25 protein-coding genes and 1 pseudogene are annotated in these 22,650 nt (G+C 71.8%); 14 read left to right on the forward strand and 12 right to left on the reverse strand.

What is annotated here, in order from left to right; genetic code table 11:
- Window positions 1–157: 157 nt before the first annotated feature.
- A complete protein-coding gene (locus ABZY12_RS31990; protein WP_356896545.1) occupies window positions 158–700 on the reverse strand; it encodes an SMI1/KNR4 family protein in 543 nt (180 codons plus the stop codon).
- 191 nt (window positions 701–891) lie between these two features.
- Here ABZY12_RS31990 and ABZY12_RS31995 point away from each other — a divergent pair, with 191 nt between their 5' ends.
- Window positions 892–1,140 (forward strand): hypothetical protein, encoded by a 249-nt coding sequence (locus ABZY12_RS31995; protein ID WP_356896547.1) that lies wholly within the window; start codon window positions 892–894, stop codon window positions 1,138–1,140.
- 29 nt (window positions 1,141–1,169) lie between these two features.
- Here the strand turns inward: ABZY12_RS31995 and ABZY12_RS32000 are convergent, their stop codons facing one another.
- From ABZY12_RS32000 to ABZY12_RS32010, 3 genes are all read right to left on the reverse strand, one after another.
- Window positions 1,170–2,114, reverse strand: a complete 945-nt coding sequence (locus ABZY12_RS32000) for a poly-gamma-glutamate hydrolase family protein (RefSeq protein WP_356896549.1) — start codon at window positions 2,112–2,114, stop codon at window positions 1,170–1,172.
- Between the two features lie 95 nt (window positions 2,115–2,209).
- Window positions 2,210–3,037, reverse strand: coding sequence for a transglutaminase-like domain-containing protein (locus ABZY12_RS32005; protein ID WP_356896551.1), 828 nt, complete (start codon window positions 3,035–3,037; stop codon window positions 2,210–2,212).
- Window positions 3,034–4,035, reverse strand: a complete 1,002-nt coding sequence (locus tag ABZY12_RS32010; RefSeq protein WP_356896553.1) for a GNAT family N-acetyltransferase — start codon at window positions 4,033–4,035, stop codon at window positions 3,034–3,036. The genes ABZY12_RS32005 and ABZY12_RS32010 overlap by 4 nt, the downstream gene beginning before the upstream one ends.
- 112 nt (window positions 4,036–4,147) lie before the next feature.
- Between ABZY12_RS32010 and fdxA the strand changes: the two genes are divergently transcribed.
- Window positions 4,148–4,468, forward strand: a complete 321-nt coding sequence (gene fdxA / locus ABZY12_RS32015; RefSeq protein ID WP_003985062.1) for a ferredoxin — start codon at window positions 4,148–4,150, stop codon at window positions 4,466–4,468.
- 84 nt (window positions 4,469–4,552) lie between these two features.
- The gene (locus ABZY12_RS32020) at window positions 4,553–5,659 is read left to right on the forward strand and encodes a bifunctional succinyldiaminopimelate transaminase/glutamate-prephenate aminotransferase (RefSeq protein ID WP_356896555.1); all 1,107 of its coding nucleotides are present in this window, start codon (window positions 4,553–4,555) and stop codon (window positions 5,657–5,659) included.
- Between the two features lie 63 nt (window positions 5,660–5,722).
- Here ABZY12_RS32020 and ABZY12_RS32025 read toward each other — a convergent pair whose 3' ends face one another.
- Window positions 5,723–6,088: an ATP-binding protein gene (locus tag ABZY12_RS32025; RefSeq protein ID WP_356896557.1), complete on the reverse strand. Its 366-nt coding sequence runs from the start codon at window positions 6,086–6,088 to the stop codon at window positions 5,723–5,725.
- Between the two features lie 308 nt (window positions 6,089–6,396).
- The gene (locus ABZY12_RS32030) at window positions 6,397–7,365 is read right to left on the reverse strand and encodes a hypothetical protein (RefSeq protein WP_356896559.1); all 969 of its coding nucleotides are present in this window, start codon (window positions 7,363–7,365) and stop codon (window positions 6,397–6,399) included.
- Window positions 7,366–7,403: 38 nt separating this feature from the next.
- Here ABZY12_RS32030 and dapE point away from each other — a divergent pair, with 38 nt between their 5' ends.
- Together dapE and ABZY12_RS32040 are read left to right on the forward strand one after the other, a co-directional pair.
- On the forward strand, window positions 7,404–8,495 hold the full coding sequence (gene dapE, locus ABZY12_RS32035) for a succinyl-diaminopimelate desuccinylase (RefSeq protein ID WP_356896561.1): 1,092 nt from the start codon (window positions 7,404–7,406) through the stop codon (window positions 8,493–8,495).
- A gap of 74 nt (window positions 8,496–8,569) precedes the next feature.
- Window positions 8,570–9,319 (forward strand): TIGR00730 family Rossman fold protein, encoded by a 750-nt coding sequence (locus tag ABZY12_RS32040; RefSeq protein ID WP_356896563.1) that lies wholly within the window; start codon window positions 8,570–8,572, stop codon window positions 9,317–9,319.
- A gap of 58 nt (window positions 9,320–9,377) precedes the next feature.
- Here ABZY12_RS32040 and folP read toward each other — a convergent pair whose 3' ends face one another.
- Window positions 9,378–10,238, reverse strand: a complete 861-nt coding sequence (folP, locus tag ABZY12_RS32045; RefSeq protein ID WP_356896565.1) for a dihydropteroate synthase — start codon at window positions 10,236–10,238, stop codon at window positions 9,378–9,380.
- Window positions 10,239–10,342: 104 nt separating this feature from the next.
- Between folP and ABZY12_RS32050 the strand changes: the two are divergent.
- Window positions 10,343–10,633 (forward strand): annotated as a pseudogene (locus ABZY12_RS32050) (DivIVA domain-containing protein); the annotation flags it as partial.
- A 26-nt stretch (window positions 10,634–10,659) separates the two neighbouring features.
- Window positions 10,660–11,241 carry a DNA-3-methyladenine glycosylase I gene (locus ABZY12_RS32055; protein ID WP_356896567.1) on the forward strand — a complete coding sequence of 194 codons (582 nt, stop codon included), beginning with the start codon at window positions 10,660–10,662 and terminating at the stop codon, window positions 11,239–11,241.
- A gap of 40 nt (window positions 11,242–11,281) precedes the next feature.
- Here the strand turns inward: ABZY12_RS32055 and ABZY12_RS32060 are convergent, their stop codons facing one another.
- Complete coding sequence (locus ABZY12_RS32060) at window positions 11,282–12,085, reverse strand: enoyl-CoA hydratase-related protein (RefSeq protein ID WP_356896569.1); 804 nt, start codon at window positions 12,083–12,085, stop codon at window positions 11,282–11,284.
- 319 nt (window positions 12,086–12,404) lie between these two features.
- Here ABZY12_RS32060 and ABZY12_RS32065 point away from each other — a divergent pair, with 319 nt between their 5' ends.
- Window positions 12,405–12,572 (forward strand): DUF3117 domain-containing protein, encoded by a 168-nt coding sequence (locus tag ABZY12_RS32065; protein ID WP_006346801.1) that lies wholly within the window; start codon window positions 12,405–12,407, stop codon window positions 12,570–12,572.
- A 137-nt stretch (window positions 12,573–12,709) separates the two neighbouring features.
- Here the strand turns inward: ABZY12_RS32065 and ABZY12_RS32070 are convergent, their stop codons facing one another.
- Window positions 12,710–13,387, reverse strand: coding sequence for an O-methyltransferase (locus ABZY12_RS32070; RefSeq protein WP_356896571.1), 678 nt, complete (start codon window positions 13,385–13,387; stop codon window positions 12,710–12,712).
- Between the two features lie 141 nt (window positions 13,388–13,528).
- Here ABZY12_RS32070 and sigE point away from each other — a divergent pair, with 141 nt between their 5' ends.
- The 5 genes from sigE (at window position 13,529) to ABZY12_RS32095 (ending at window position 18,569) form a co-directional block, all read left to right on the forward strand.
- The gene (gene sigE, locus ABZY12_RS32075) at window positions 13,529–14,287 is read left to right on the forward strand and encodes an RNA polymerase sigma factor SigE (RefSeq protein ID WP_356896573.1); all 759 of its coding nucleotides are present in this window, start codon (window positions 13,529–13,531) and stop codon (window positions 14,285–14,287) included.
- The gene (locus tag ABZY12_RS32080) at window positions 14,284–15,243 is read left to right on the forward strand and encodes a zf-HC2 domain-containing protein (protein ID WP_356896575.1); all 960 of its coding nucleotides are present in this window, start codon (window positions 14,284–14,286) and stop codon (window positions 15,241–15,243) included. Before sigE ends, ABZY12_RS32080 begins: the two co-directional genes overlap by 4 nt.
- A 75-nt stretch (window positions 15,244–15,318) precedes the next feature.
- Window positions 15,319–17,283, forward strand: coding sequence for a trypsin-like peptidase domain-containing protein (locus ABZY12_RS32085; protein ID WP_356896577.1), 1,965 nt, complete (start codon window positions 15,319–15,321; stop codon window positions 17,281–17,283).
- A gap of 90 nt (window positions 17,284–17,373) precedes the next feature.
- Window positions 17,374–17,856: a sec-independent translocase gene (locus ABZY12_RS32090; protein WP_356896579.1), complete on the forward strand. Its 483-nt coding sequence runs from the start codon at window positions 17,374–17,376 to the stop codon at window positions 17,854–17,856.
- A gap of 80 nt (window positions 17,857–17,936) precedes the next feature.
- Window positions 17,937–18,569, forward strand: a complete 633-nt coding sequence (locus ABZY12_RS32095) for a hypothetical protein (RefSeq protein WP_356896581.1) — start codon at window positions 17,937–17,939, stop codon at window positions 18,567–18,569.
- Window positions 18,570–18,620: 51 nt separating this feature from the next.
- On the opposite strand, the gene ABZY12_RS32100 is transcribed toward ABZY12_RS32095, so the two are convergent.
- Genes ABZY12_RS32100 through ABZY12_RS32110 form a run of 3 tightly spaced genes read right to left on the reverse strand, consistent with a single transcriptional unit; the run spans window position 18,621 to window position 21,665 of the window.
- Window positions 18,621–19,754, reverse strand: coding sequence for an Mrp/NBP35 family ATP-binding protein (locus ABZY12_RS32100; protein ID WP_356896583.1), 1,134 nt, complete (start codon window positions 19,752–19,754; stop codon window positions 18,621–18,623).
- A 44-nt stretch (window positions 19,755–19,798) separates the two neighbouring features.
- Complete coding sequence (locus tag ABZY12_RS32105) at window positions 19,799–20,404, reverse strand: DUF1003 domain-containing protein (RefSeq protein WP_356896585.1); 606 nt, start codon at window positions 20,402–20,404, stop codon at window positions 19,799–19,801.
- On the reverse strand, window positions 20,394–21,665 hold the full coding sequence (locus ABZY12_RS32110; protein WP_356896587.1) for a CBS domain-containing protein: 1,272 nt from the start codon (window positions 21,663–21,665) through the stop codon (window positions 20,394–20,396). Before ABZY12_RS32110 ends, ABZY12_RS32105 begins: the two co-directional genes overlap by 11 nt.
- Window positions 21,666–21,851: 186 nt before the next feature.
- On the opposite strand from ABZY12_RS32110, the gene ABZY12_RS32115 reads away from it, so the two are divergent.
- A complete protein-coding gene (locus ABZY12_RS32115; protein WP_356896589.1) occupies window positions 21,852–22,625 on the forward strand; it encodes a hypothetical protein in 774 nt (257 codons plus the stop codon).
- Window positions 22,626–22,650: the final 25 nt, after the last annotated feature.

A 22,650-nucleotide genomic window follows, 5' to 3' on the forward strand; every position in this document is an offset into this window, starting at 1 on the left:
CCGGTACGGCTCAATTCCGGGCAACTTCCCAAGGGCTCGCTCGCTCGACAACCGTCACTCAGCGTGCACACTCCACGGAAAGTGAGCCAGAACCCCACTTCGGGAGGCACCCGGGATTCGAACAGCCCGTGACCTGCGGCCGGTCAGTACGGAGCGTTCAGTCCCACCAGTCGTTGCCGGTGTGCCAGCGCTGCACCCACTCCTCAAAGCCCCATGCCTGGTCGCCGGGCGCCGGGACGGCGCCGACGTCGGCGATCATCCACACCTCGCCGCGGCGGGGGCCGGTGGTCAGCAGGAGCCAGAACGACTGTCCGTCCTCGGACCCGAGAACGATGGACCCCTTGTTGAATGCGGCGTCGATCCGCGGGTCCTCGGGGTCGACACTCTCATCGTCCTCCCAAGGCCAGGCCGCTTCCAGGGGGAACGGTTCTCCTGGCTGCCGCGGGCCAAGGTCAGGCCACGTGTCGGGCAGCCAGCCGAGCGGCTGGAGACCGCCGTCGCCAGCGGGCCCCAGGCTCGACCCGTTGCTGATCTCCGCGATGAACGTCCTGTACGGCTCCGGGAGGACCACCCCGTTCTCCTGCTCCCAGTCCGCGACGGCTTCATGTCCGAGCGCCGGCTCGCGCCATTCCGGCGGAAACGCGGAGCGCAGGAATTCGAGAGTGGCTTCGGCGGGACGCTGATCACGTGTGTCTGTCACGGCAGCATGCTGGCAGAAGGGGCAACACCCATCGCGGCTGCCTCACCCCGGAGCTGTGCTGCCCAGGCCATGAACATCGAACAGAGCTGGAAGCAGGTGCCTCCCGAAGTGATGCACATCTGCTGCTCGTTCTCATCGACAAAGCCGATCGGCTCGCGGCCTGGGTCGAGAAGGGCCCCGGCAAGGGGCTGGTGTCCTCTCTGGAGCCTCACACCGACTACTACCGACTCCAGCGGGCCTCCTGGCCCCGCCCCCTTCTCGACGGCCTCGTCGACCTCGCCGGCTGCAAGGTCCTCGGCCTCGGCTGGGACCCGGGCGATCACTCCGTACGCCACCACGCCGAACGCGCCGGTGGGCAGGTCTATCCGGCGACCCTCGAACCCCGCGCAGGCGGAACCGTCCTGCGCTGGACGATTCCGCCGTTGACCGACGTGGAGTGACGCCCCGGAGAGCGCGGTGGCCCGGACGGTCAGAGCAGGCGGGCGGCCCGCTGGGTGGCCTCCACGTCGGCGACGGCCGAGCGGCACGCGGCGGCGAAGAGCTTGAAGCGGGTGTTCCAGGTCTCCGCGCGCTTGGTCGCGCTCGACGAGTCGACGAACAGGCTCTTGCGGAGCTCCGTGGTCAGCTCCAGCTGGGCGCCCTCGCCGAGCATCGTGCGGTTGCAGATGTTCGCGGTGGCCGTGCCGTCGACGTCGCCGTCGCCGGGGAAGATGGCGAAGTGCGGGCTCAGATGGTGGGTGAGCCGCTGCTTCAGCGCCGTGCTCCGGCCGCCGATGACCACGCCTTCGCGGTTCTGGCCGCTCCACACCTTGCCCGGGTTGGCGTTCTCCCACGTGCAGCCGTGCAGGCTCAGGGTGTTGAGGCTGCCGGCCGTCATGGAGAGCGCCACGTGGTCGTCACAGTGGATGGACGTCACGTGCAGCTCGCCGTTGGTCTTGGGCGAGCCGTCCGGGTAGGTCTGACCGCTCGACCGCATGCCCTCGAACATCCAGTAGTCGTACAGCGGCCCGCCGGGGAACAGGAGCGGGCCGTCCTCCGGCTTGGGGTTCGGGTTCGGGTTGTAACCGGCGACGCCCAGGCACAGCTCGCTCGTACCGATCTCGATGCCGCCGCCGTGGATCGCGAGGATCGTCGTCAGCGCCGACGGCCCGGTCGTGGCCTTCTCGGAGTCGAGCAGCTCGTGGCGCTTGTAGCGGCGGCCGAAGTCGTAGCCCTCGCCGTCGGCGGTGTCGGCCGTCCCCCGGAAGTACTTGTACAGCTCGGTGTTGGACGCGAAACGGTCGTTCGCGCCCGTGGCGTGGGCGGTGCCCGTCGCCAGGCTGCTCAGCAGCGGCGTTCCGGCCGCCACCAGCAGACCCGCCGTCAGGACGCTCCTCCGGCTGGCACCTGTGCCACCGCTCTGCTCCGTGCTCACGCGCTCCCCCTTGTGCGATCAGGATGTGTACAGCGCGCAACCTAGCACCCGCCGGTCGGCCCGTCTCCGGCGGTTGCGCCCCCCATGACGGTCAGTCAGTTCAGCAGGGCCCTGGCCGCTTGTGCCCGCTGGCGGATCGAGGCCGCCGCGCTCGGTTCGATCGCGTCGACCACCGAGGCGTACGCCTCCATCTCCGCCGCCCCCGCGAGGAACTCTCCCCGCTGCACCAGCAGCTCCGCGTGTTCGTAGCGCAGCCGCGCCGGGTGCGAGGGCAGCATCAGGGACAGCTCCACCGCCCACAGGGCGACGCCGGAGCGTTCCGGGCGGGGCGAGGCCCAGGCGCGGATGTTGTTCAGGATGCGCAGGACGATGTCCAGCGAGGTCGCCGGGCGCAGCATCGACGGTTCGAGCGGCGCGCCCGTCGCCCCCGCGACCAGGAGTTCCGCGTCCACGCCCGTCATCGACCGGCCTCCGGCGAAGGGATCCGCGAAGACCTGCTCCGCCGGGTCGCCGAAGCCCACCACGAAGTGGCCGGGCAGGCCGAGGCCGTACACCGGCGCGCCCGCCCGGCGGGCGACCTCCATCCAGACGACGGAGAGGAGGATCGGCAGGCCCCGCCGGCGCCGCAGGACCTCGTGCAGCAGCGAGGACTCCAGCCGCTGGTAGTCGGCCGGGGTGCCCTGGAAGTCGTACCGCCCGCCGAGCAGCCGGGCGAGCGCCGTCACCCAGTCCGCCGCGGACCGGGCGCCGTACGGCAGCTCGCCCGCCAGCCGGTCCAGTTCGATCTCCGCCGCGTCGAGGTCCGTCCGGGTCACCGCCGGGTCCGCGACCGCGCCGATCAGCAGGCAGAGCCGCGCGAGGTCCGGCCGCCGTGCCCGGGCCTCCTCCGCGAACTCCTGCCGCCAGTCGGTCACGTCCGTCACTCTTCCGCCGCTCGGTAATGGTGGTAGTGGTGGTGGACCGCGAAGCCCATGGCCTCGTACATCGCCCGCGCTCCGTCGTTGTCCGTCTCCACCTGGAGCCAGGCCGCCGAGGCGCCCTCGTCGAGCGCCCGGCGCGCGAGCGCCGCCATGACGGCGGTGGCGAGCCCCTGGCGCCGGTACGCCGGGTCGACCTCCACTGCCAGGAACCCGGCCCAGCGGCCGTCCACCACACAGCGTCCGATCGCCGCCGGTATGTCTCCGGTGCCCGGTACGGACGCGAACCACACACTCGGGCCGCTCCCCAGGACCTTCAGCACATGGGCGCCGGGCTCACCGAACCGCTGGTACCGCCGGAGCCACGAGTCGTCCACGGAGCGGGACAGCCGGACCCGGTCCACGTCCGCGTCGAGGTCACCGACCGGGGCGAGGCCGCCGGTCCGTACCTCGGCCGAGACCTCCGACCGCCAGCCGCGCCGCTCCAGCTCCGCGCAGAGCAGCTCCTGGGTGCCCTCGGCGCCGGTCGCCGTCTGGATGTACGCCGGGAGGTCCCGCACGGCGTACCACTCCCGCACGCGCGCCAGGGCGGCGTCGAGCGGCAGCCCCGGATCGCCGAGAGGCAGGACCGAGTTCGCCCTGCGGGTGAATCCGGACGCCGCCCGCAGCGTCCACTCCCCGAGCGGCTCGCTCTCCACCGGCTCCCAGGCGCGCGCGGTGACCCGCGCCAGCTCCTCGAAGGAGGCCGCCGGCCCTCGTCTGCGGGCCGGCGCGGAGGGCACGACCTTCCCCGCGACCAGGGAGGATTCCGCGATCCGGACGCTCTCACCGGTCCTGCGTGTGATCAGCAGCACACCCGCGTCCCACGATGTGAGAACCCCGACCGCGTCCGTGAACCTCTCGCCCTGGCCGGCCGAGCCCGTCACGTACCGAACTGAGACACGTTTTCCCACGTCAGCGTGGGTGAGGCGCACCTCAAGGCGTCCTCCAGCGGTGAATTCCACAGCTTCTCCGCCCCTCCTGTTCGGATCGTCCCCAAGAACGGAGATACTAGGGGCGGGCATCGACGACGCCGCGCTCCCGCGCAGACCAGCCCTACCGAGGAGGAACGACAGCGTGACCTACGTCATCGCGCAGCCTTGTGTCGACGTCAAGGACAAGGCATGCATCGAGGAGTGCCCCGTCGACTGCATCTACGAGGGCTCCCGGTCCTTGTACATCCACCCGGACGAATGCGTCGACTGTGGTGCTTGTGAACCGGTCTGCCCGGTCGAGGCCATCTTCTACGAGGACGACACCCCGGAGGAGTGGAAGGACTACTACAAGGCGAACGTCGAGTTCTTCGACGAGCTCGGTTCGCCCGGTGGTGCCTCCAAGCTCGGCCTGATCGAGCGTGACCACCCCTTCATCGCCGCTCTGCCGCCGCAGAACGGCTGATCAACCCGCCATCGGTCCCGTACGGCCTCGCCCGCTGTACGGGACCGACGCGTTTTCCGTACGTACGAGGAAGTGAGCCAACTCGTGAGCGCAGTCTCGGGCGCCGTCTCTTCGCGCCTGCCCGTCTTCCCCTGGGACAAGCTGGAGCCGTACAAGAAGACGGCGGCGGCCCACCCGGACGGCATCGTGGACCTGTCCGTGGGCACCCCGGTCGACCCGGTGCCGGAGCTGATCCGGCAGGCGCTGGTCGCGGCGGCCGACTCGCCCGGCTATCCGACGGTGTGGGGGACCACCGAGCTGCGTGACGCGCTGACGGGCTGGTGCGAGCGGCGCCTGGGCGCGGTCGGCTTCTCCCACCGGAACGTCCTTCCGGTGGTCGGCTCGAAGGAGCTGGTGGCCTGGCTGCCGACCCAGCTGGGGCTCGGTGCCGGGGACCGGGTCGCGTACCCGCGGCTCGCCTACCCGACGTACGAGGTCGGCGCGCGGCTCTGCGGCGCCACCCCCGTCGTCTACGACGACCCTACGGAGCTCGACCCGGCCGGTCTGAAGCTGCTGTGGCTGAACTCGCCGTCCAACCCCACGGGCAAGGTCCTGGGCAAGGACGAGCTGACCCGGATCGTGGCCTGGGCGCGCGAGCACGGCATTCTCGTCTTCTCCGACGAGTGCTACCTGGAGCTGGGCTGGGAGGCCGACCCGGTCTCCGTCCTGCACCCCGACGTCTGCGGCGGTACGTACGAGGGCATCGTCGCCGTCCACTCGCTGTCCAAGCGGTCCAACCTGGCCGGCTACCGCGCCGCGTTCGTCGCGGGCGACGCCGACGTCCTGGCCGAGCTGCTGCTGATCCGCAAGCACGGCGGCATGATGACGCCCGCCCCGGTGCAGGCCGCCACGGTCGCCGCGCTGGGCGACGACCGGCATGTGGCCGAGCAGCGCGAGCGCTACGCGGCGCGGCGCACGGCCCTGCGGTCGGCCCTGGAGGCGCACGGTTTCCGGATCGAGCACAGCGAGGCCAGCCTCTACCTGTGGGCGACCCGGGACGAGCCGTGCTGGGAGACGGTGGCGTACCTGGCGGAACTCGGCATCCTGGTGGCGCCGGGGGACTTCTACGGGGAGGCGGGGGAGCGGTTCGTCCGTGTGGCCTTCACCGCCACCGACGAGCGGGTCGAGGCGGCGGTCAAGCGCCTCGGCTGACGAGACGGACGAAGGGCCCGGGGGGCGGTGCTCCCCGGGCCCTTCGCGTGTGTGCGGTGGCGGTCAGCCGCCGATCGGCAGGCCGCCCAGAGACGGCACGCCGCCGCCGGCGGTCCCGCCGACGACCTCGCCCGCGGTGCCGGCGGTCTCGCCCGCGAGGGGAGTGGCGGTCTCGCCGGCCTCGCCGACGGCCTTGCCGACGGTCTTGCCACCGGTCTTGCCGGCGAGCCCGGTGGCGGTCTTCGAGGTGCTGTCGACGGTGTCGCCGACATTCTCGCCGTCGAGCGAGGTGATGCCGGAGAGGGCGCCGGTGGGCGCCAGGCTGTGGTCCAGGGCGCTTGCGGAGCCGGCCGCACCGACCACGGGGGCTGCGCCGGCCGCGACGAGGAGGGCGGCGCGGGCGATCCGACGGGTCAGGGGGAGGGACATGGTGCTCCTTCGACGGAGAGGACATTGCGGTGTCCGGCGTTCGGACGCAGTGACAACCGGTTCGGGGGAGGGTGAGGTTGCGGCGACCGAAGGTAAAGACTTGGCAATGCGTCGTATTGTCGGGTGGGAGGAAAATGGACGAACGCGTCATTGTCCCGGCCCGTGCCGAACCGTCACTTCCCTTGCCTCGCAAGGGAATTGCCGTGACATGACAGACCGTCGAACGGCCAGGTGGGAGCGGGGATGAATTCCTGACCGGAGTTCCCGGCCCATGCCACCGTCGGGTGAATTCCCGTACGGGTGCGCGGCTACTGTGCGAGACGAATTCGGACGCTTCCGGAGCCGGGGTCCGCCTGGGAGACGGCATCGGACGCCGGCTTCGCGGCCGTCATCCACGCACCCGAGACATCGCCCGCGCGCCAGACCTTGCCCGCGTACGCGACCTCCGCGATCCGCAGCGAGTCCGCCCGCGCCACCGCCCAGTGCGCGATCTCCCAGCCCCGCCGCTCCTGCGAACCGGTCGTCGTCGCCCGCACCGGGACCGCGAGCTCCGCCGACGCGGTACCGGCCCGAGCCCCCGCGCTCTCCGAGCCGCCCACGCCCGTCTTCGGCGCCACCTTCTCCCCGAAGGCCCGGACCAGCTCCGACCGCACCTTCGCCGGATCGCCCGGCAGCCCCTCCTTGGCCGGACTCGTCGTACAGCGCAGGGCCGCCGCCGAGCGGCCCGTCAGCGCGGCCGAGAGCAGCGCCGCGTCCGGCTCGTGCTTCGCGTACGCCTGCGGGAACCCGCTGCGCTGCACCTTCTGCGCCGCCACGGTCAGCGGGAGACGCGAATAGCCCGGGACCTTCTCCAGCCCTTCGTAGAACTTCCCCGAGGAGTACACCGGGTCCAGGATCTGCTCCGGAGTGCCCCAGCCCTGCGAGGGGCGCTGCTGGAAGAGCCCCAGCGAATCACGGTCGCCGTGCTCTATGTTGCGCAGCGCCGACTCCTGCAGCGCCGTCGCCAGGGCGATGGTGACCGCCCGCTCCGGCATGCCGAGGGTCGTGCCCACGGCGGAGATGGTGGCGGCGTTCGACGCCTGCTCCGGAGTGAACTCGTAGGTGTTCTCACCACTGCCCACACTGCACCGCGGGGCGCCTCCGCCGCCCGTGACGTAGTGCACGGCCACATAGGCGGCCACACCCAGCAGCACGGCGAAGGCGGCCGTGTGTCTGGCAAGGCGGCCGCGACGGCTGGAGCGGCGGTTTCGGCCGGGGAAGGAGGCGGACTCGGACACGGGGCCAACCGTACTGGAGGCCGGGTTAGGGTCGGCACATGGCTGACAACGCTCCCCTGGACCTCGCACAGGACGGGCCGGCACTCACCGCCGCGCTCGTCGATTTCCCGTCGGTCAGCGGCACCGAGAAGCCGCTCGCCGACGCCATCGAGGAGGCCCTGCGCGCCCTTCCCCACCTCACCGTCGACCGGTACGGCAACAACGTGGTGGCCCGCACCCACCTCGGCCGCTCGGAGCGGGTCATCCTCGCCGGTCACATCGACACCGTCCCGATCGCCGACAACGTCCCCTCGCGGCTCGACGAGAACGGCATCCTGTGGGGCTGCGGCACCTCCGACATGAAGTCCGGCGTCGCCGTGCAGCTCCGCATCGCCGCCACCGTCCCCGAGCCCAACCGCGACCTCACCTTCGTCTTCTACGACAACGAGGAGGTCGCCGCCCACCTCAACGGCCTCGGGAAGGTCGCGGAGGCGCACCCCGAGTGGCTGGAGGGCGACTTCGCCATCCTCCTCGAAGGCTCCAACGCCCAGGTCGAGGGCGGCTGCCAGGGCACCCTGCGGGTCCTCCTGCGCACCGAGGGCGAACGCGCCCACTCGGCGCGCTCCTGGATGGGCTCCAACGCCATCCACGCCGCCGCCCCGATCCTCGCCCGGCTCGCCGCCTACGAGCCGCGCAAGCCGGTCATCGACGGCCTGGAGTACCACGAGGGCCTCAACGCGGTACGGATCGAGGGCGGTGTCGCCAACAACGTCATCCCCGACGCCTGCACGGTCACCGTCAACTTCCGCTACGCCCCCGACCGCTCCCCGGCCGAGGCGGTCGCGCACGTCCGCGAGGTCTTCGCCGACTGCGGGGTCGCCGAGTTCGTGATCGACGACGAGAGCGGCGGTGCCCTGCCCGGCCTCTCCCACCCGGCCGCGGCGGCCTTCATGGAGGCGGTCGGCGGCACCGCCCTGCCCAAGTTCGGCTGGACGGACGTCGCCCGCTTCAGCGCGCTCGGCGTGCCCGCCGTCAACTACGGCCCCGGTGACCCTCTGTACGCGCACAAGCGCGACGAGCACGTGGTCGTCGAGAGGATCCGCCACTGCGAGGCACGGCTCCGCGACTGGCTCACTGACCGACAGGCGTAATTTCGCTTTTTGTCACGTCTGGGGACCTACCCTGACCGAACCAGAAGATCAGTGATCGGTGGAGGGAGCAGGCCATGGGTGTCCCCGAGGGAGCGTGGAAGCCGGAGGAGCAGCGGCTGGGGCCGGTGCTGCGACGCAGGGACCAGGTCCAGTCCGGCACCACGGATCAGCGTCTGCTGGACACCGAGGGCGACTCGGAGTGGGTGCACACCGACCCCTGGCGGGTCATGCGCATCCAGTCCGAATTCGTCGAGGGCTTCGGCGCGCTCGCCGAACTGCCCAGCGCCATCAGCGTCTTCGGCTCGGCCCGGACACGCCCCGGCACACCCGAGTACGAAGCCGGCGTCCGCCTCGGCCGCGCCCTCGTCGAGGCCGGCTTCGCGGTGATCACGGGCGGCGGCCCCGGCGCGATGGAGGCCGCGAACAAGGGCGCTCGGGAGGCCAAGGGCGTCTCCGTGGGCCTCGGCATCGAGCTGCCCTTCGAGCAGGGACTCAACCCGCACGTCGACATCGGCGTGAACTTCCGCTACTTCTTCGTCCGCAAGACGATGTTCGTGAAGTACGCCCAGGGCTTCGTGGTCCTCCCCGGCGGACTGGGCACCCTGGACGAGCTGTTCGAGGCGCTGACCCTCGTCCAGACCCGGAAGGTGACCCGCTTCCCGATCGTGCTCTTCGGTACGGAGTACTGGAAGGGCCTCGTCGACTGGCTCCGCGACTCGGTGGTGGCCGGCGGCAAGGCGTCGGAGCGGGACCTGCTGCTGTTCCACGTGACGGACGACGTGAACGAGGCGGTGGCGCTCGTGTCCAAGGAGACGGGCCGCTAGGACGGGAAAGTGTCCCGTCGATCACGCCGCGCACCCGGCGAGATCGGCGGAGACGCCGCTACGCCAGCCCGCGGCGCGCCACCGCGGGCCGGCGGTGCCCCGCGATGGACGCCACCATGTCGAGGACCTGCCGCGTCTCGGCGACCTCGTGCACCCGGTACACCCGCGCTCCCAGCCACGCCGAGACCGCGGTCGTCGCCAGCGTCCCCAACACCCGCTCCTTCACCGGCCGGTCCAGCGTCTCCCCGACGAAGTCCTTGTTGGACAGGGACACAAGCACCGGCCACCCCGTCTCCGTCATCTCGCCGAGCCGCCGGGTCGCCTCCAGGCTGTGCCGGGTGTTCTTCCCGAAGTCGTGACCCGGATCGATCATGATCCCGTCACGGCGCACGCCCAGGGCGACCGCCCGCTCGGCCAGACCGACGGTCACCCGCAGGATGTCGGCCATCACGTCCTCGTACTCGGTCCGGTGCGGGCGCGTCCGCGGCTCCGCGCCGCCCGCGTGGGTGCAGACGAGACCGGCGCCGTGACGGGCCGCGACCTCGGCGAGGCCCGGGTCGACACCGCCCCACGCGTCGTTGAGCACGTCCGCGCCGGCCTCGCAGACCGCCTCGCCGACATCGGCGCGCCAGGTGTCGACGCTGATCACGACGTCCGGATGCCGACGCCGTACCTCCGCGACGAAACCGACCGTGCGGCGCGCCTCCTCCTCGGCCGACACCTCCTCGCCGGGGCCCGCCTTCACTCCGCCGATGTCGATGATGGCGGCACCCTCGGACACGGCCTGCTCGACGCGGGCGAGGGCGGGCTCGTCACGGAAGGTGGCACCCTGGTCGTAGAAGGAATCCGGGGTCCGGTTCACGATCGCCATGATCACCGGCTCGTGCGGCCCGAATTCACGCCGTCCCAAGCGCAGCATCCCTTATGTCCTCCCTCGCGTCCGTTCGCCTGCGACCCTAACCGTCGGTGGCGCATGGCACGATCGGCACGGGACGTTTTCCACCTCCGGAGAGGCGCGCGCTGGTGTTCTGGTTTTTGCTGATCGCGATGGTCGTGGTCGTCGCGGCGGTCACTCTGGCGGTGGTCGGCGGCGGCGACAGCGAGGTGCTGCCCGAGGTGGCGCCGGAGCGGCTGGTGGACCCCCTCCCGGCGGCCCGCCCGGTCGACCGCGCCGACATCGAGGCGCTCCGCCTGCCGGTCGCGGCACGGGGCTACCGCATGGCGGACGTGGACGACGTCCTCGGCCGGCTGGGCGCGGAGCTCGCGGAGCGGGACGCGCGGATCGCGGAGCTGGAGGCCGAACTCGCGGGCGCGGCCCCCGAGGACGAGGAGGAGTCGCGATGACCGGCGAGGCGATCGCGGGCCCGGACGGCCGGCTGCGCTGCCCGTGGGGACTGTCGACCCCGGACTACGTCACCTACCACGACGAGGAGTGGGGGCGGCCGGTCCGCGGTGACGACGCGCTGTTCGAGCGGCTGTGCCTGGAGGCCTTCCAGTCCGGACTCTCGTGGATCACGATCCTGCGCCGGCGCGAGGGGTTCCGGCGGGCCTTCGCCGACTTCGAGATCGCCTCGGTGGCGGAGTTCGGCGAGGCGGACCGCGAGCGGCTCCTGCTGGACGAGGGGATCATCCGCAACCGCGCCAAGGTCGACGCGACGCTCGCCAACGCCAAGGTGCTCGCGGAGTGGGCGCCGGGGGAGCTGGACGCGCTGATCTGGTCGTACGCCCCGGACCCGGCGGCCCGCCCGGCCCCCCTGACGACGGCGGACGTCCCGGCGGTCACGCCCGAGTCGACGGCCCTGTCGAAGGCGCTCAAGAAGCGTGGGCTGCGCTTCATCGGCCCGACGACGGCCTACGCCCTGATGCAGGCCTGCGGCCTGGTCGACGACCATCTGAAGGACTGTGTGGCCCGCGGCGTGTGAGCGGGGGGCGGCGAGCCGCCGCCCCCGGCGGTGGTCCGCGTCAGCGTCCCAGGTACTTCGGCTTCTCCTTGGCGACGAACGCCTGGACCGCGATCGTGTGGTCCTCCGACGCGCCCGCCCTCGTCTGGAGTTCGTCCTCCTTCTCCAGCGCCTCCGCCAGCGAGTGGTCCGCCCCGTAGGCCAGCGACTCCTTCAGCGCCGCGTACGCCACCGTCGGCCCCTCGGCGAGCCTCCGGGCCACCTTCGCGGCCTCCTCGGCGAGTGAGTCCGCCGGGACCAGCTTGTTCACGATGCCGAGCTCGTACGCCTCCCGCGCGCCGATGGAGCGCGGGAAGAGCAGCAGGTCCGACGCGCGGCTCGCGCCGATCAGCCGCGGCAGCGTCCACGACACTCCCGAGTCTGCCGTGAGCGCGACCCCGGCGAACGAGGTGTTGAACGCCGCCGTGTCCGCGACCACGCGGTAGTCCGCCGCCAGCGCGAAACCGAAGCCCGCCCCCGCCGCGACGCCGTTCACACCGGCCACCACCGGCTTCCGCATGCCGGTCAGGGCCCGCACGATCGGGTTGTAGTGGTCCCGCACCGTGTTCATGGTGACCTGGGTCCCGGACTCCTGGTCCGTCATCAGCAGGCCCACGTGCTCCTTGAGGTCCTGGCCCACGCAGAACGCCCGGTCGCCAGCCGCCGTCAGCAGTACCGCCCGCACGGCCGGGTCCGCCGCGGCCGCCTCCACCGCGTCCCGCAGAGCGACCTTCGCCTCGACGTTCATCGCGTTCATGGCCTCGGGCCGGTTGAGCGTGATCGTGGCGAGCCCGTCGCTCACTTCGTACAGCACGGTGTCGGCCATCGCGGCTTCCCTTCGCGTCTTCACGTCCTTGACCCCGGACTTCGCCCGGGGGACCCCCAGGATGGCGGAGATCACCCACCCCGCGCATGTGACCTGCGTCAAAGACAGGCGGTGAAGTGGCGGCGAAGTATCGCAGGCGGATCGCCGAAATAGGCGGTTTTGAGAGAGCGCGTTGCACAAGCGATGCAGCCCGCTGTTGGTCATCGGGTCCTCTGATGCGGGATAATGACCTGGAAGCAATGTGTTCGACGCCGGTGACGCATGCTCCTCAACAGGAGCCGTCGGCTGAGATGAGCTGGTTTCAGGAAGGGGAACGAGCATGGCGGCCATGAAGCCGCGGACGGGCGACGGCCCGCTCGAGGTGACCAAGGAGGGGCGGGGCATCGTCATGCGCGTTCCGCTCGAAGGCGGCGGTCGGCTTGTCGTCGAGCTGACCCCGGACGAGGCCGAAGCCCTCGGCGACGCCCTGAAGCAGGTAGTCGGCTGACGCGACAACGCCAGGATTTCCCGCCTCTGCCCCGGCACGGTTCCCACCGCGCCGGGGCAGAGGTGTTTCCGGGACTTCGCTCGCCTTCGCGCCCCGCTCGCCTTCTTGTCCCATCCGGGCCGCCTCGCCGGAACCGCCTATCCGGCGGGCTGTCCCCGGCGTACCGCGCACAGCAGGCCGTCGCCCACCGGCAGCAGGGTCGGCAGCAGCTCCTGGCTCTCCCGGACCGCCCGCAGCAGCTCCCGCACCCGCAGCACCTCCGCCGGCTGGGCCGCCGAGTCGACCGTGCGGCCGTCCGAGAAGACGCCCTCGAAGCAGACCAGACCCCCCGGTCGCAGCAGGCGCAACGATTCAGCGAGGTAGTCCAGGCCCTCCAGCCGGTCGCCGTCGCAGAACACGAGGTCGTACCCGCCGTCCGCCAGCCGCGGGAGTACGTCCAGGGCGCGGCCGGGGATGAACCGCGCCCGGTTCCCGGCGAAGCCGGCCGCCCGGAACGCCGTCTTCGCGAACTGCTGGCGCTCCGGCTCCAGGTCGACCGTGGTCAGTACCCCGTCCGGCCGCATCCCGTGCAACAGATAGATTCCGGACACGCCCGTGCCCGTACCGATCTCCGCCACCGCCTTCGCGTCCGCCGTGGCGGCGAGCAGACGCAGAGCGGCGCCGGTGCCCGGTGACACCGAGGGCAGCCCTGCCTCCCGGGCCCGCTCACGGGCCCAGCGCAGCGCTTCGTCCTCGGCGACAAAGGCGTCGGCGAACGCCCAGCTCGTCTGCCGGTTGGCGGTAATGGCCCTCTCCTGTCCCCGTAGTTGGCGCAACGGTGACTGTATCCGCTGCGTGCGGGAACCCGCAGATGGGACCGTGCGTTCCTAGAGGGTGAGAACGCGACCGAGGGCAGCGGGTGACCGTCCCCAAATTCGCGTAAAGATTCTTATCCGGAGCTAACGGGCGAGGTGGCTATGGTAGGGGCTCCGCTGGACACCACCAGAGCCGACAGGGGAGGTGCGGCTGCGCCTGTGGATCGGAGAGGAGTGCTTCGGCGCCTTCTCGGGTCGGCGGGTGAGCCGAAATCCGTGACCGACACCGCTGACCGTTTCCACACCGCCGACGCCGCACCCACCACCGCGACCTTCGCATCGGATGCGGAATCGCAGGCGTGGACTCCGCCCACATGGGAGGAGATCGTCAGCACGCACAGTGGCCGGGTCTATCGCCTCGCCTACCGGCTGACCGGCAACCAGCACGACGCCGAGGACCTGACGCAGGAGGTCTTCGTCCGCGTCTTCCGCTCGCTGTCGACGTACACGCCGGGCACCTTCGAGGGCTGGCTGCACCGCATCACCACCAACCTCTTCCTCGACATGGTCCGCCGCAAGCAGCGGATCCGCTTCGACGCGCTCGCCGACGACGCGGCCGAGCGGCTGCCCAGCCGGGAGCCGTCGCCGCAGCAGGCGTTCAACGACACCCACTTCGACGCCGATGTGCAGCAGGCCCTCGACACCCTCGCGCCCGAGTTCCGGGCCGCGGTCGTCCTCTGCGACATCGAAGGACTCTCCTACGAGGAGATCGCCGCCACGCTCGGCGTGAAGCTCGGCACGGTCCGCAGCCGTATCCACCGCGGCCGTTCCCATCTGCGCAAGGCGCTGAAGCACCGCTCGCCCGAGGCCCGGGCGGAGCGCGCGCTGGCCGCCGTCGGCTGGGAGGGCGGGACGGCGTGAGCGGTACACGTCCTGTCGGCCCGACCCCCGCGGAGCACCACCTCGGGGACCGGCTCGCCGCACTGGTCGACGGCGAGCTGGGGCACGACGCCCGCGAGCGGGTCCTCGCGCACCTCGCCACCTGCGCCAAATGCAAGGCGGAGGCCGACGCCCAGCGCAGGCTGAAGAGCGTCTTCGCCTCCACCGCGCCCCCGCCGCCCTCCGAAGGGTTCCTCGCCCGCCTCCAAGGGCTGCCCGGAGGACCGGGTGATCCGGGGGGTGAGGAGCGCCGGGGGGCGCCCTTCGACGACCTCTTCGGCCTGGGCGGACCGAGCGGGGGCCCGGGGGTGAAGTCCGACGGCTTCGCGACCGCCGCGGCCGTCTCCCCGCACTCCGGCTTCCGTATCCACGAGGTCGGCCCCCGGGCCGACCAGGACCGGTCGAACTGGCGCGGACGCCGCTTCGGCATCGCCGCGGCCAGCGCGGTCTCCTTCGCGGCCATCGCCCTCGGCGGCGCCCTGCCGCTGGAGGCGTCCATGAACGCGAGCGCGCGAGGCGAGGGCACGGGGAACACCGTGACCCCGCTGCGGTCCGGCGGTGCCGGTACGGGCCCGGGCACGGGTACGAACGCCGGCACGGGCGCCGGTCGTGGGACGCGCTCCGGAGAGCGGTCGGCCGCGGACACCGCCGCCACGCTGACGGGGGTCGCCTCGGCGCCCGGCACCGTCGTGCCCGGCCCGCTGGTGCCCGGTGCCGTCCCGTCCGGTGGGCAGGCCCCCGTGGTGGCCTTGCAGCTCCAGGTGCCGCCCACACCGTCGCTGCTCGCGCTCTCGCCGTTCATACGCCCCACGGGACCGGCCGTGCAGCGGGCCTACGCGCCCGGACCGCTCCCGACCGCGGGCCCGCCGGTCACCCCGCCGACGGCCCACCGAACGGGCCCGAGCTCGTCGGCGACCCCGCTCACCGCACACCGCTGAGCCCGAACCTGGTTGAATCCAGGGCAGGGGCGCCCGAGGCAGGGGCGCGGACAGGTCAGCTGTTGCGGGGAGAGCATGGACGACGGGAAGCCCACCGGGCAGAAGCCGAAGTGGTGGAGCCGGCCTACGAGCACGCCACCGGCGGCGACACCGGAGCCGCCGGCAGCGGACCAGGGCGACTTCACCTTGGCCGCCCCCACGGCCCCGGAGGGCCCGGATTCGGCGCCGGAGGCGAGGGCGACCGCGCTCGCCGCGCCGGAGGCCCGGACGGCAGCGCCCGCCGCTTCGGAATCGCCCGAGGAGGTCCGGACGGCAGCGGCTACGGCCCCGGAGGCCCAGGCTGCGGCGTTCGCCGCGCCGGATTCGGCGCTGGAGGTCCGGACGGCAGCGCCTACGGCCCCGGAGGCCCAGGCTGCCGCGCCCGACGCCCCGCCCACGACACCGGCCACCCAGCCGTCGGCTCCTGACGTCCCGTCGGTGACGCCGGGGCGTCCGCAGGCCACGCCTGAGGCCGGGTCGGCTTCGCCGGAGAGCCCGCAGACCGCGCCCGAGGCCCGGTCGGCCGAGTACCTGGCGAAGCCCGCCGTCCCGTCGGTCGACGTGACGCCCGGTGCCGCCCCGCACGTACCGAACCAGAGCGACCCGCAGGCTCCGGCGCAGCCCCAGCCCCAGCCGCTCCACGAGCCGGACGAGTACCGGACGCCGCCCTACGGCGGGCCCGGGCCCTGGGCGCCCGCGCCGCCCGTGCAGCGGCCGGTGCCGACCGCCGCCCCGCCGGCGCCCGTACCTCCGGCGCCCGTACCTCCGGCACCCGTACCGCCGGCGCCGATACCGCCGCAGCCGATGGCTCCGCGGCCCGCGGGGCAGTGGGTGCAGTACGACCCCTGGAGCTCGCCCGGAAGCCTCGCCCCCGTCGCGGCCAAGCCGCGGCGCCGCCGTGCCATCGGTCTGGTCGGCGCCCTGGTGCTCGCCCTGACCACCGGCGTGCTGGGCGGCGCCGTCGGCGCGTACGTCGAGCGCAACGGCGGCATCACCACCGTCGAGCTGCCCCAGGCCGGCCCCGAAAACTCCGGCCGCGCCCCGGACAGCGTCGCCGGGATCGCCGCCAGCGCGCTGCCGAGCGTGGTCACCCTCCACGTCAGCGGTGCCGGTTCCTCGGGCACCGGCACCGGCTTCGTCCTGGACACCAAGGGCCACATCCTCACCAACCACCACGTGGTCGACTCGGCCACGTCCCCCGGCGACATCTCCGTCACCTTCAGCAGCGGTGAGACCGCCAGCGCCAAACTCGTCGGCAAGGACAGCGGCTACGACCTCGCCGTCGTCCAGGTCACCGGCGTCTCGGGCCTCAAGCCCCTGCCGCTCGGCAACTCCGACAACGTCCGCGTCGGCGACCCGGTCGTCGCCATCGGCGCCCCCTTCGACCTCCAGAACACCGTCACCTCCGGCATCATCAGCGCCAAGGAGCGCCCCATCACGGCGGGCGGCGAGAAGGGCGACGGCAGCGACGTCAGCTATGTCGACGCCCTGCAGACCGACGCCCCGATAAACCCGGGCAACTCGGGCGGCCCGCTGGTGGATTCCAAGGCCCGTGTCATCGGCATCAACAGCGCCATCCGCGCCGCCGGTGACGGCACGGGCGGCGAGAGCGGCGCCCAGTCCGGCTCCATCGGGCTCGGCTTCGCCATCCCGATCAACCAGGGCAAGCGAGTCGCCGAGGAGCTCATCAACACCGGCAAGGCCTCCCACCCCGTCATCGGCGTGAGCCTCGACATGCAGTTCAGCGGCGACGGCGCCCGGGTCGGCGAGAAGGGCAAGGACGGCTCGCCGTCCGTCACCCCGGGCGGCCCGGCCGCGAAGGCGGGCATCCGGCCCGGCGACGTCATCACCAAGGTCGACGGCCAGCGGGTCCACAACGGCGAGGAGCTGATCGTGAAGATCCGCGCCCACCGTCCCGGCGACCGGCTGGAGCTGACGCTGCTGCGCGGAGGCAAGGAGCAGACCAAGACGTTGACGCTGGGTTCCTCGCAGGGCACCTGAGCGCCATGTGGTGGACGCCGCACGGTACCCGCCCGGCAGTTTCGGCGGGTACCGTGGAGCGGGCCCCGGACCCCGTGAAGGAGCAGCAAGGTGTTCAACGACCTAGGCATACTCGAGCTCGTGACGCTCGTGGTCCTCGCTGTGCTCATTTTCGGACCGGAGAAGCTGCCGAAGGTCATCCAGGACGTCTCGCGCTTCATCCGAAAGGTCCGCGACTTCTCGGAGAGCGCGAAGCAGGACATCCGCACGGAGCTGGGGCCGGAGTTCAAGGACTTCGAGTTCGAGGACCTCAACCCGAAGACCTTCCTGCGCAAGCAGCTGGAGGGCAACGAGGACTTCAACGAGCTCAAGGAGCTGCGCAGCAGCTTCGACCTCAAGAAGGAGATGAACGAGGTCGCCGACGCGGTGAACGGCCGTGAGCCGGAGATCTCCGCGGCGTCCTCCATTCCGGTGGCCGTTGGGGGCACCTCCCGTGCCGAAGGCCACGGGGGAGGCTCGCCCGATCTGCTCAAGAAGAAGCAGGACAAGCCCGACACCGGCGAGCGACCGCCGTACGACTCCGACGCGACCTGACACAACCTGGTGCAACCCGGTGGCTATCCTCCATCTGTTGTCCGCCGACGCGGACACGACGCAACGAGGAGGCGGCCGATATGGAGACGACGAGTCGGCTGGGGGGACTGCCATCAGCCCGGCGCACGGCCGAGGCCTATCTGCGGGCACCCTTCGCCTGGTACGGCCTTGACGACGCGTTCACCGGACCGCGCTGGCTGATGCAGGTCGGCACGGCGGCGGACGGGACCGTGCAGCACGGGTCGATGGGCCACGGCGACGAGCCGTCCATAAAGTCCGACGCGAGTGGGGCCGAGAAGGAGCGCTTCGCGGTCGTCGTGACGGTCGCCGCGAGCCCGGTGCGGCGCTCGGGCGACGGTACGGGGGTGCTGGACGCCACCACGGTCTCCTCCGCGGCCTGGCTGGCCGGCTCGGGGCTTCTCGCGTACACCTGGCCGGCGCAGCTGGACCACGCGCTCCGGGACGAGTGGCTGGACCAGCAGACGGAGACGGCGTTCGAGCTGGCGGACGACCTCGAGGGAGCGGAGTGGTCGTCGCTGTCGCTGCCCGTGGACGGCGAGCCGATGCCGTTCCACTACCGGGAGTCCGAATTCGGGTGGGTGCTCGCCGGTGAGACCCGGGCGGGGGTCCATCTGGGCGCGTACGGACGGGGGATGAGCGCGTACGGGCTCGGCTTCGCGACCGTGAAGGACCTGAGCGCCTACGACGCCTGACGGCGACCGGGCACGAAGAAGGGCGCCGCTCGTCGTGAGCGGCGCCCTTTCTCAGAACTTGTTGCGCGGGGTGATGCCCAGGCTCATGCCCGACAGGCCCCTCGCGCGGCCGCCCAGCTTGCCCGCGATGGTGCGGAGCGCCGAGCCGGCCGGGGAGTCGGGATCGGTCAGGACGACCGGCTTGCCCTCGTCGCCGCCCTCACGCAGGCGGACGTCGATCGGGATCGAGCCGAGGACCGGCACCGTCGCGCCCGTGGTCCTCGTCAGGCCGTCCGCGACCTTCTGGCCGCCGCCGGTGCCGAAGACGTCCACCATCTCGTCGCAGTGCGGGCACGGCAGGCCCGACATGTTCTCGACGACGCCGACGATCTTCTGGTGCGTCTGCACGGCGATCGAGCCGGCCCGCTCGGCCACCTCGGCCGCCGCCTGCTGCGGAGTGGTGACGACCAGGATCTCCGCGTTCGGGACCAGCTGGGCCACCGAGATCGCGATGTCGCCGGTGCCCGGCGGCAGGTCGAGCAGCAGGACGTCCAGGTCGCCCCAGTACACGTCCGCGAGGAACTGCTGGAGCGCGCGGTGCAGCATCGGGCCGCGCCACACGACCGGGGCGTTGCCCGGCGTGAACATGCCGATGGAGATGACCTTCACCCCGTGCGCGGACGGCGGCATGATCATGTTCTCGACCTGGGTCGGACGGCCGTCCGCGCCCAGCATGCGGGGCACCGAGTGTCCGTAGATGTCGGCGTCGACGACACCGACCTTCAGCCCGTCGGCCGCCATCGCCGCGGCGAGGTTGACGGTCACGGAGGACTTGCCGACGCCGCCCTTGCCGGAGGCGACCGCGTACACGCGGGTCAGCGAACCGGGCTTGGCGAAGGGCACCTCACGCTCGGCCGTCGTGCCGCGCAGCGCCGCGGCCAGTTCCTTGCGCTGCTCGTCGCTCATCACGTCCAGCGTCACGTCGACGCCGGAGACGCCCTCCACCCGGGAGACCGCGTCGGTGACGCGCTGGGTGATCGTGTCGCGCATCGGGCAGCCGGAGACGGTGAGGTAGACCGTGACGGCGACCCTGCCGTCGGATCCGATCTCCACCGACTTGACCATGCCGAGTTCGGTGATCGGTTTGTTGATCTCGGGGTCGTTCACCGTCGCCAGTGCTTCACGCACCGCGTCTTCCGTAGCCATACCGACGATGGTACGGCGCGAACCACCCGGCCCGGAAAGACCCGTCAGCGGTCGGGTACGTCACTTCTGTGATCGCCGCCCGGAGGGAATAGATCCCGGGGCTCCAGATGCTCCCGGTGGCCGTCCCTGCGCTCGTCCATCTCCTTGATCAGGTCCTGGAGCTCCGAACGGATCCAGTCGCGGGTCGCCACCTCGCCCAGACCCATCCGCAGCGCCGCGATCTCCCGGGTCAGATACTCGGTGTCCGCGATCGACCGCTCGTTCTGCTTGCGGTCCTGTTCGAGGTTGACCCGGTCCCGGTCGTCCTGCCGGTTCTGGGCGAGCAGGATCAGCGGCGCCGCGTACGAGGCCTGGAGCGACAGGGCGAGCGTCAGGAAGATGAACGGATACTCGTCGAACTTCAGCGAGGGCGGCGCGAAGACGTTCCACAGCACCCAGACGATGATCGTCAAGGTCATCCAGACCAGGAACCGCCCGGTCCCCAGGAAACGGGCGATCCGCTCCGAGATGCGCCCGAACGCCTCGGGGTCGTACTCCGGCAGCAGCCTGGCGCGTCGCTCGCGCGGCAGATCCAGCCGGATCCGGGGCATGGACCGCTCCCGCTCGCGTTCCCGCTCCCTCTCCCGTTCCTGCGTGCGCTCAGCCGGCATGCTCGGGCTCCTCCTCGTGGAACTCCGTCTCCCGCCAGTCCTCCGGCAGCAGATGGTCGAGTACGTCGTCGACGGTGACCGCCCCCAGCAGTGACCCGCTCTCGTCCACCACCGGCGCGGCGACCATGTTGTACGCGGCGAGATAGCTGGTGACGGCGCGCAGCGGGGTGTCCGGGGAGAGCGGCGGCAGATCGCTGTCGGCCAGCGAGCTGACCAGCGTGAACGGCGGATCCCGCAGCAGCCGCTGGAAGTGCACCGTGCCCAGGTACTTGCCCGTCGGCGTCTCGTCCGGCGGCCGGCACACGTACACCTGCGCCGCGAGCGCCGGGGAGAGATCCTGCTGCCGTACCCGGGCCAGGGCGTCCGCGACGGTGGCGTCGGGCCGCAGCACGATCGGCTCGGTGGTCATCAGACCGCCCGCGGTCCGGTCCTCGTACGCGAGGAGTCGGCGCACGTCGGCGGCGTCGTCCGGCCGCATCAGGGTGAGCAGCCGCTCCTTGTCCTCCTCGGGCAGCTCGGAGAGCAGGTCGGCCGCGTCGTCGGGGTCCATGGCCTCCAGGACGTCCGCGGCGCGCTCCTCCTTCAGCTTGCCGAGGATCTCGATCTGGTCGTCCTCCGGCAGCTCCTCGAGGACGTCGGCGAGCCGGTCGTCGTCGAGGGCGGCGGCGACCTCGGCGCGCCGCTTGGGGGAGAGGTGGTGCAGCACGTTGGCGAGGTCGGCCGGGCGCAGCCGCTCGAAGGTGGCGACCAGGTTCTCGGCGCCCTGCCCCTCCTCCTCCAGGGAGAACCCGGTCACCGCCGACCACTCGACGGTCAGCGTCTCTCCCTTGCGCCGCAGCGCCCCGCCCTTGCCCCGCCGTACGAAGACCTTGTCGATCTCCCAGTCGCGGCGCGCCGGAAGCTGCTGGATGGCCACGTCGAGGACGGTGACCTCCTCGCCGCTCTCGACCAGGCGCACCCGTCGGTCGAGCAGCTCGCCCAGGACGAGCCGCTCGGTCGGGCGCTGCTCGAAACGCCGCATGTTCACCACACCCGTGGTGATCACCTGGCCAGACTCGATGCCGGTGATCCGGGTCATGGGGACGAAGACCCGGCGGCGGCTGAGCACCTCGACGACCATGCCGAGCAGCCGGGGCGGCCGGCGGCCGACCCGGAGGATGACGACGAGATCGCTGACCCGGCCGACCTGGTCGCCGTTGGGATCGAAGACGGGCACGCCGGCGAGATGCGAGACGAAGATCCGGGGGGCGCCTGCCACCATGCCACGCGCCTCCTCGATGTCGCACGATTCGGGTCATTGCTGAGGTATGCCGGGTTCAGGCTAGCCCGTGCCCTTGCGGAGCGCCCCGGCAGGGCGCCCGTACGGCTGCCTGCGGCGGCGGCTCGCGACCCGGGTACGCTGCGGACTGCCCCGTTCCCCCCCACCCTGACACGAGAGGCAGCGCAGGTGACCGCTCTCCCTCCGCCATCGCGTATCCGCAGGGCCGTGCTGCCCATGGCGCTCTCCGCCGGGCTGACGGTGGCGACGCTCGCCGGCTGCGCGGCGGACCCGGACGAGGGGACGAACGGGGTGGGGAAGCTCTCCGCCACGGCCATCGAGGAGAAGGCCCAGTCGGCGGCGGACGCGGCGAAGTCGGTACGGCTGGCCGGGACGCTGGTCAGCAAGGGCGGCACGTACAAGCTGAACATGCGGCTCAAGCACGACGGCGCGAGCGGCTCCGTGACGACGAAGAACAGCACCTTCGAGCTGCTGCGGATCGGTGAAGCGCTCTATCTGAAGGCCGACGCGGGTTTCTGGGCGCACGACGACAAGCCGTCACAGTCGCCGAGCGACGAGGACGGCGACGCGGACAGCGAGGCGGCCGACAAGCTCGACGACATGTACGTGAAGGTGCCGCAGGACGACCCCTCGTACAAGCAGCTGCGCGGCTTCACCGACATGGACCTGCTCCTCGACGGGCTCATCGGCCTGCACGGCGAGGTCGTGAAGGGCGACCGCGACAAGATCGGCGGCATGCGTACGGTCAAGGTCAAGGGCGGCGAGGACGGCGAGGGCGGCACGCTGGACGTCTCGCTGGACGGGACCCCGTTCCCGCTCCGGTTCGCGCGGGGCGGGGGAGCGGGCGTGGTGGTGCTCTCCGAGTGGGACAAGGACTTCCCGCTGGAGGAGCCGGCCGCGGGCCAGACCCTGGACTACGGCAAACAGCTGCCCCGGACGTAGGGGGTGTCTCGGGGTCCGGGGCCGG

It is taken from the genome of Streptomyces sp. NPDC006551 (assembly GCF_040611675.1).
In the GTDB taxonomy this organism is placed as follows: domain Bacteria; phylum Actinomycetota; class Actinomycetes; order Streptomycetales; family Streptomycetaceae; genus Streptomyces.

What these genes read in the sequence shown, in the direction of transcription:
- ABZY12_RS32065 (WP_006346801.1), top strand. Translation starts at nt 12,405, where the DNA reads ATGGCGGCCATGAAGCCGCGGACGGGCGACGGCCCGCTCGAGGTGACC.
- ABZY12_RS32040 (WP_356896563.1), top strand. Translation starts at nt 8,570, where the DNA reads ATGGGTGTCCCCGAGGGAGCGTGGAAGCCGGAGGAGCAGCGGCTGGGG.
- ABZY12_RS32025 (WP_356896557.1), bottom strand. Translation starts at nt 6,088, where the DNA reads ATGTCCCTCCCCCTGACCCGTCGGATCGCCCGCGCCGCCCTCCTCGTC.
- folP (WP_356896565.1), bottom strand. Translation starts at nt 10,238, where the DNA reads ATGCTGCGCTTGGGACGGCGTGAATTCGGGCCGCACGAGCCGGTGATC.
- ABZY12_RS32085 (WP_356896577.1), top strand. Translation starts at nt 15,319, where the DNA reads ATGGACGACGGGAAGCCCACCGGGCAGAAGCCGAAGTGGTGGAGCCGG.
- ABZY12_RS32055 (WP_356896567.1), top strand. Translation starts at nt 10,660, where the DNA reads ATGACCGGCGAGGCGATCGCGGGCCCGGACGGCCGGCTGCGCTGCCCG.
- sigE (WP_356896573.1), top strand. Translation starts at nt 13,529, where the DNA reads ATGGTAGGGGCTCCGCTGGACACCACCAGAGCCGACAGGGGAGGTGCG.
- ABZY12_RS32100 (WP_356896583.1), bottom strand. Translation starts at nt 19,754, where the DNA reads ATGGCTACGGAAGACGCGGTGCGTGAAGCACTGGCGACGGTGAACGAC.
- ABZY12_RS32105 (WP_356896585.1), bottom strand. Translation starts at nt 20,404, where the DNA reads ATGCCGGCTGAGCGCACGCAGGAACGGGAGAGGGAGCGGGAACGCGAG.
- ABZY12_RS32060 (WP_356896569.1), bottom strand. Translation starts at nt 12,085, where the DNA reads ATGGCCGACACCGTGCTGTACGAAGTGAGCGACGGGCTCGCCACGATC.
- ABZY12_RS32095 (WP_356896581.1), top strand. Translation starts at nt 17,937, where the DNA reads ATGGAGACGACGAGTCGGCTGGGGGGACTGCCATCAGCCCGGCGCACG.
- dapE (WP_356896561.1), top strand. Translation starts at nt 7,404, where the DNA reads ATGGCTGACAACGCTCCCCTGGACCTCGCACAGGACGGGCCGGCACTC.
- ABZY12_RS32110 (WP_356896587.1), bottom strand. Translation starts at nt 21,665, where the DNA reads ATGGTGGCAGGCGCCCCCCGGATCTTCGTCTCGCATCTCGCCGGCGTG.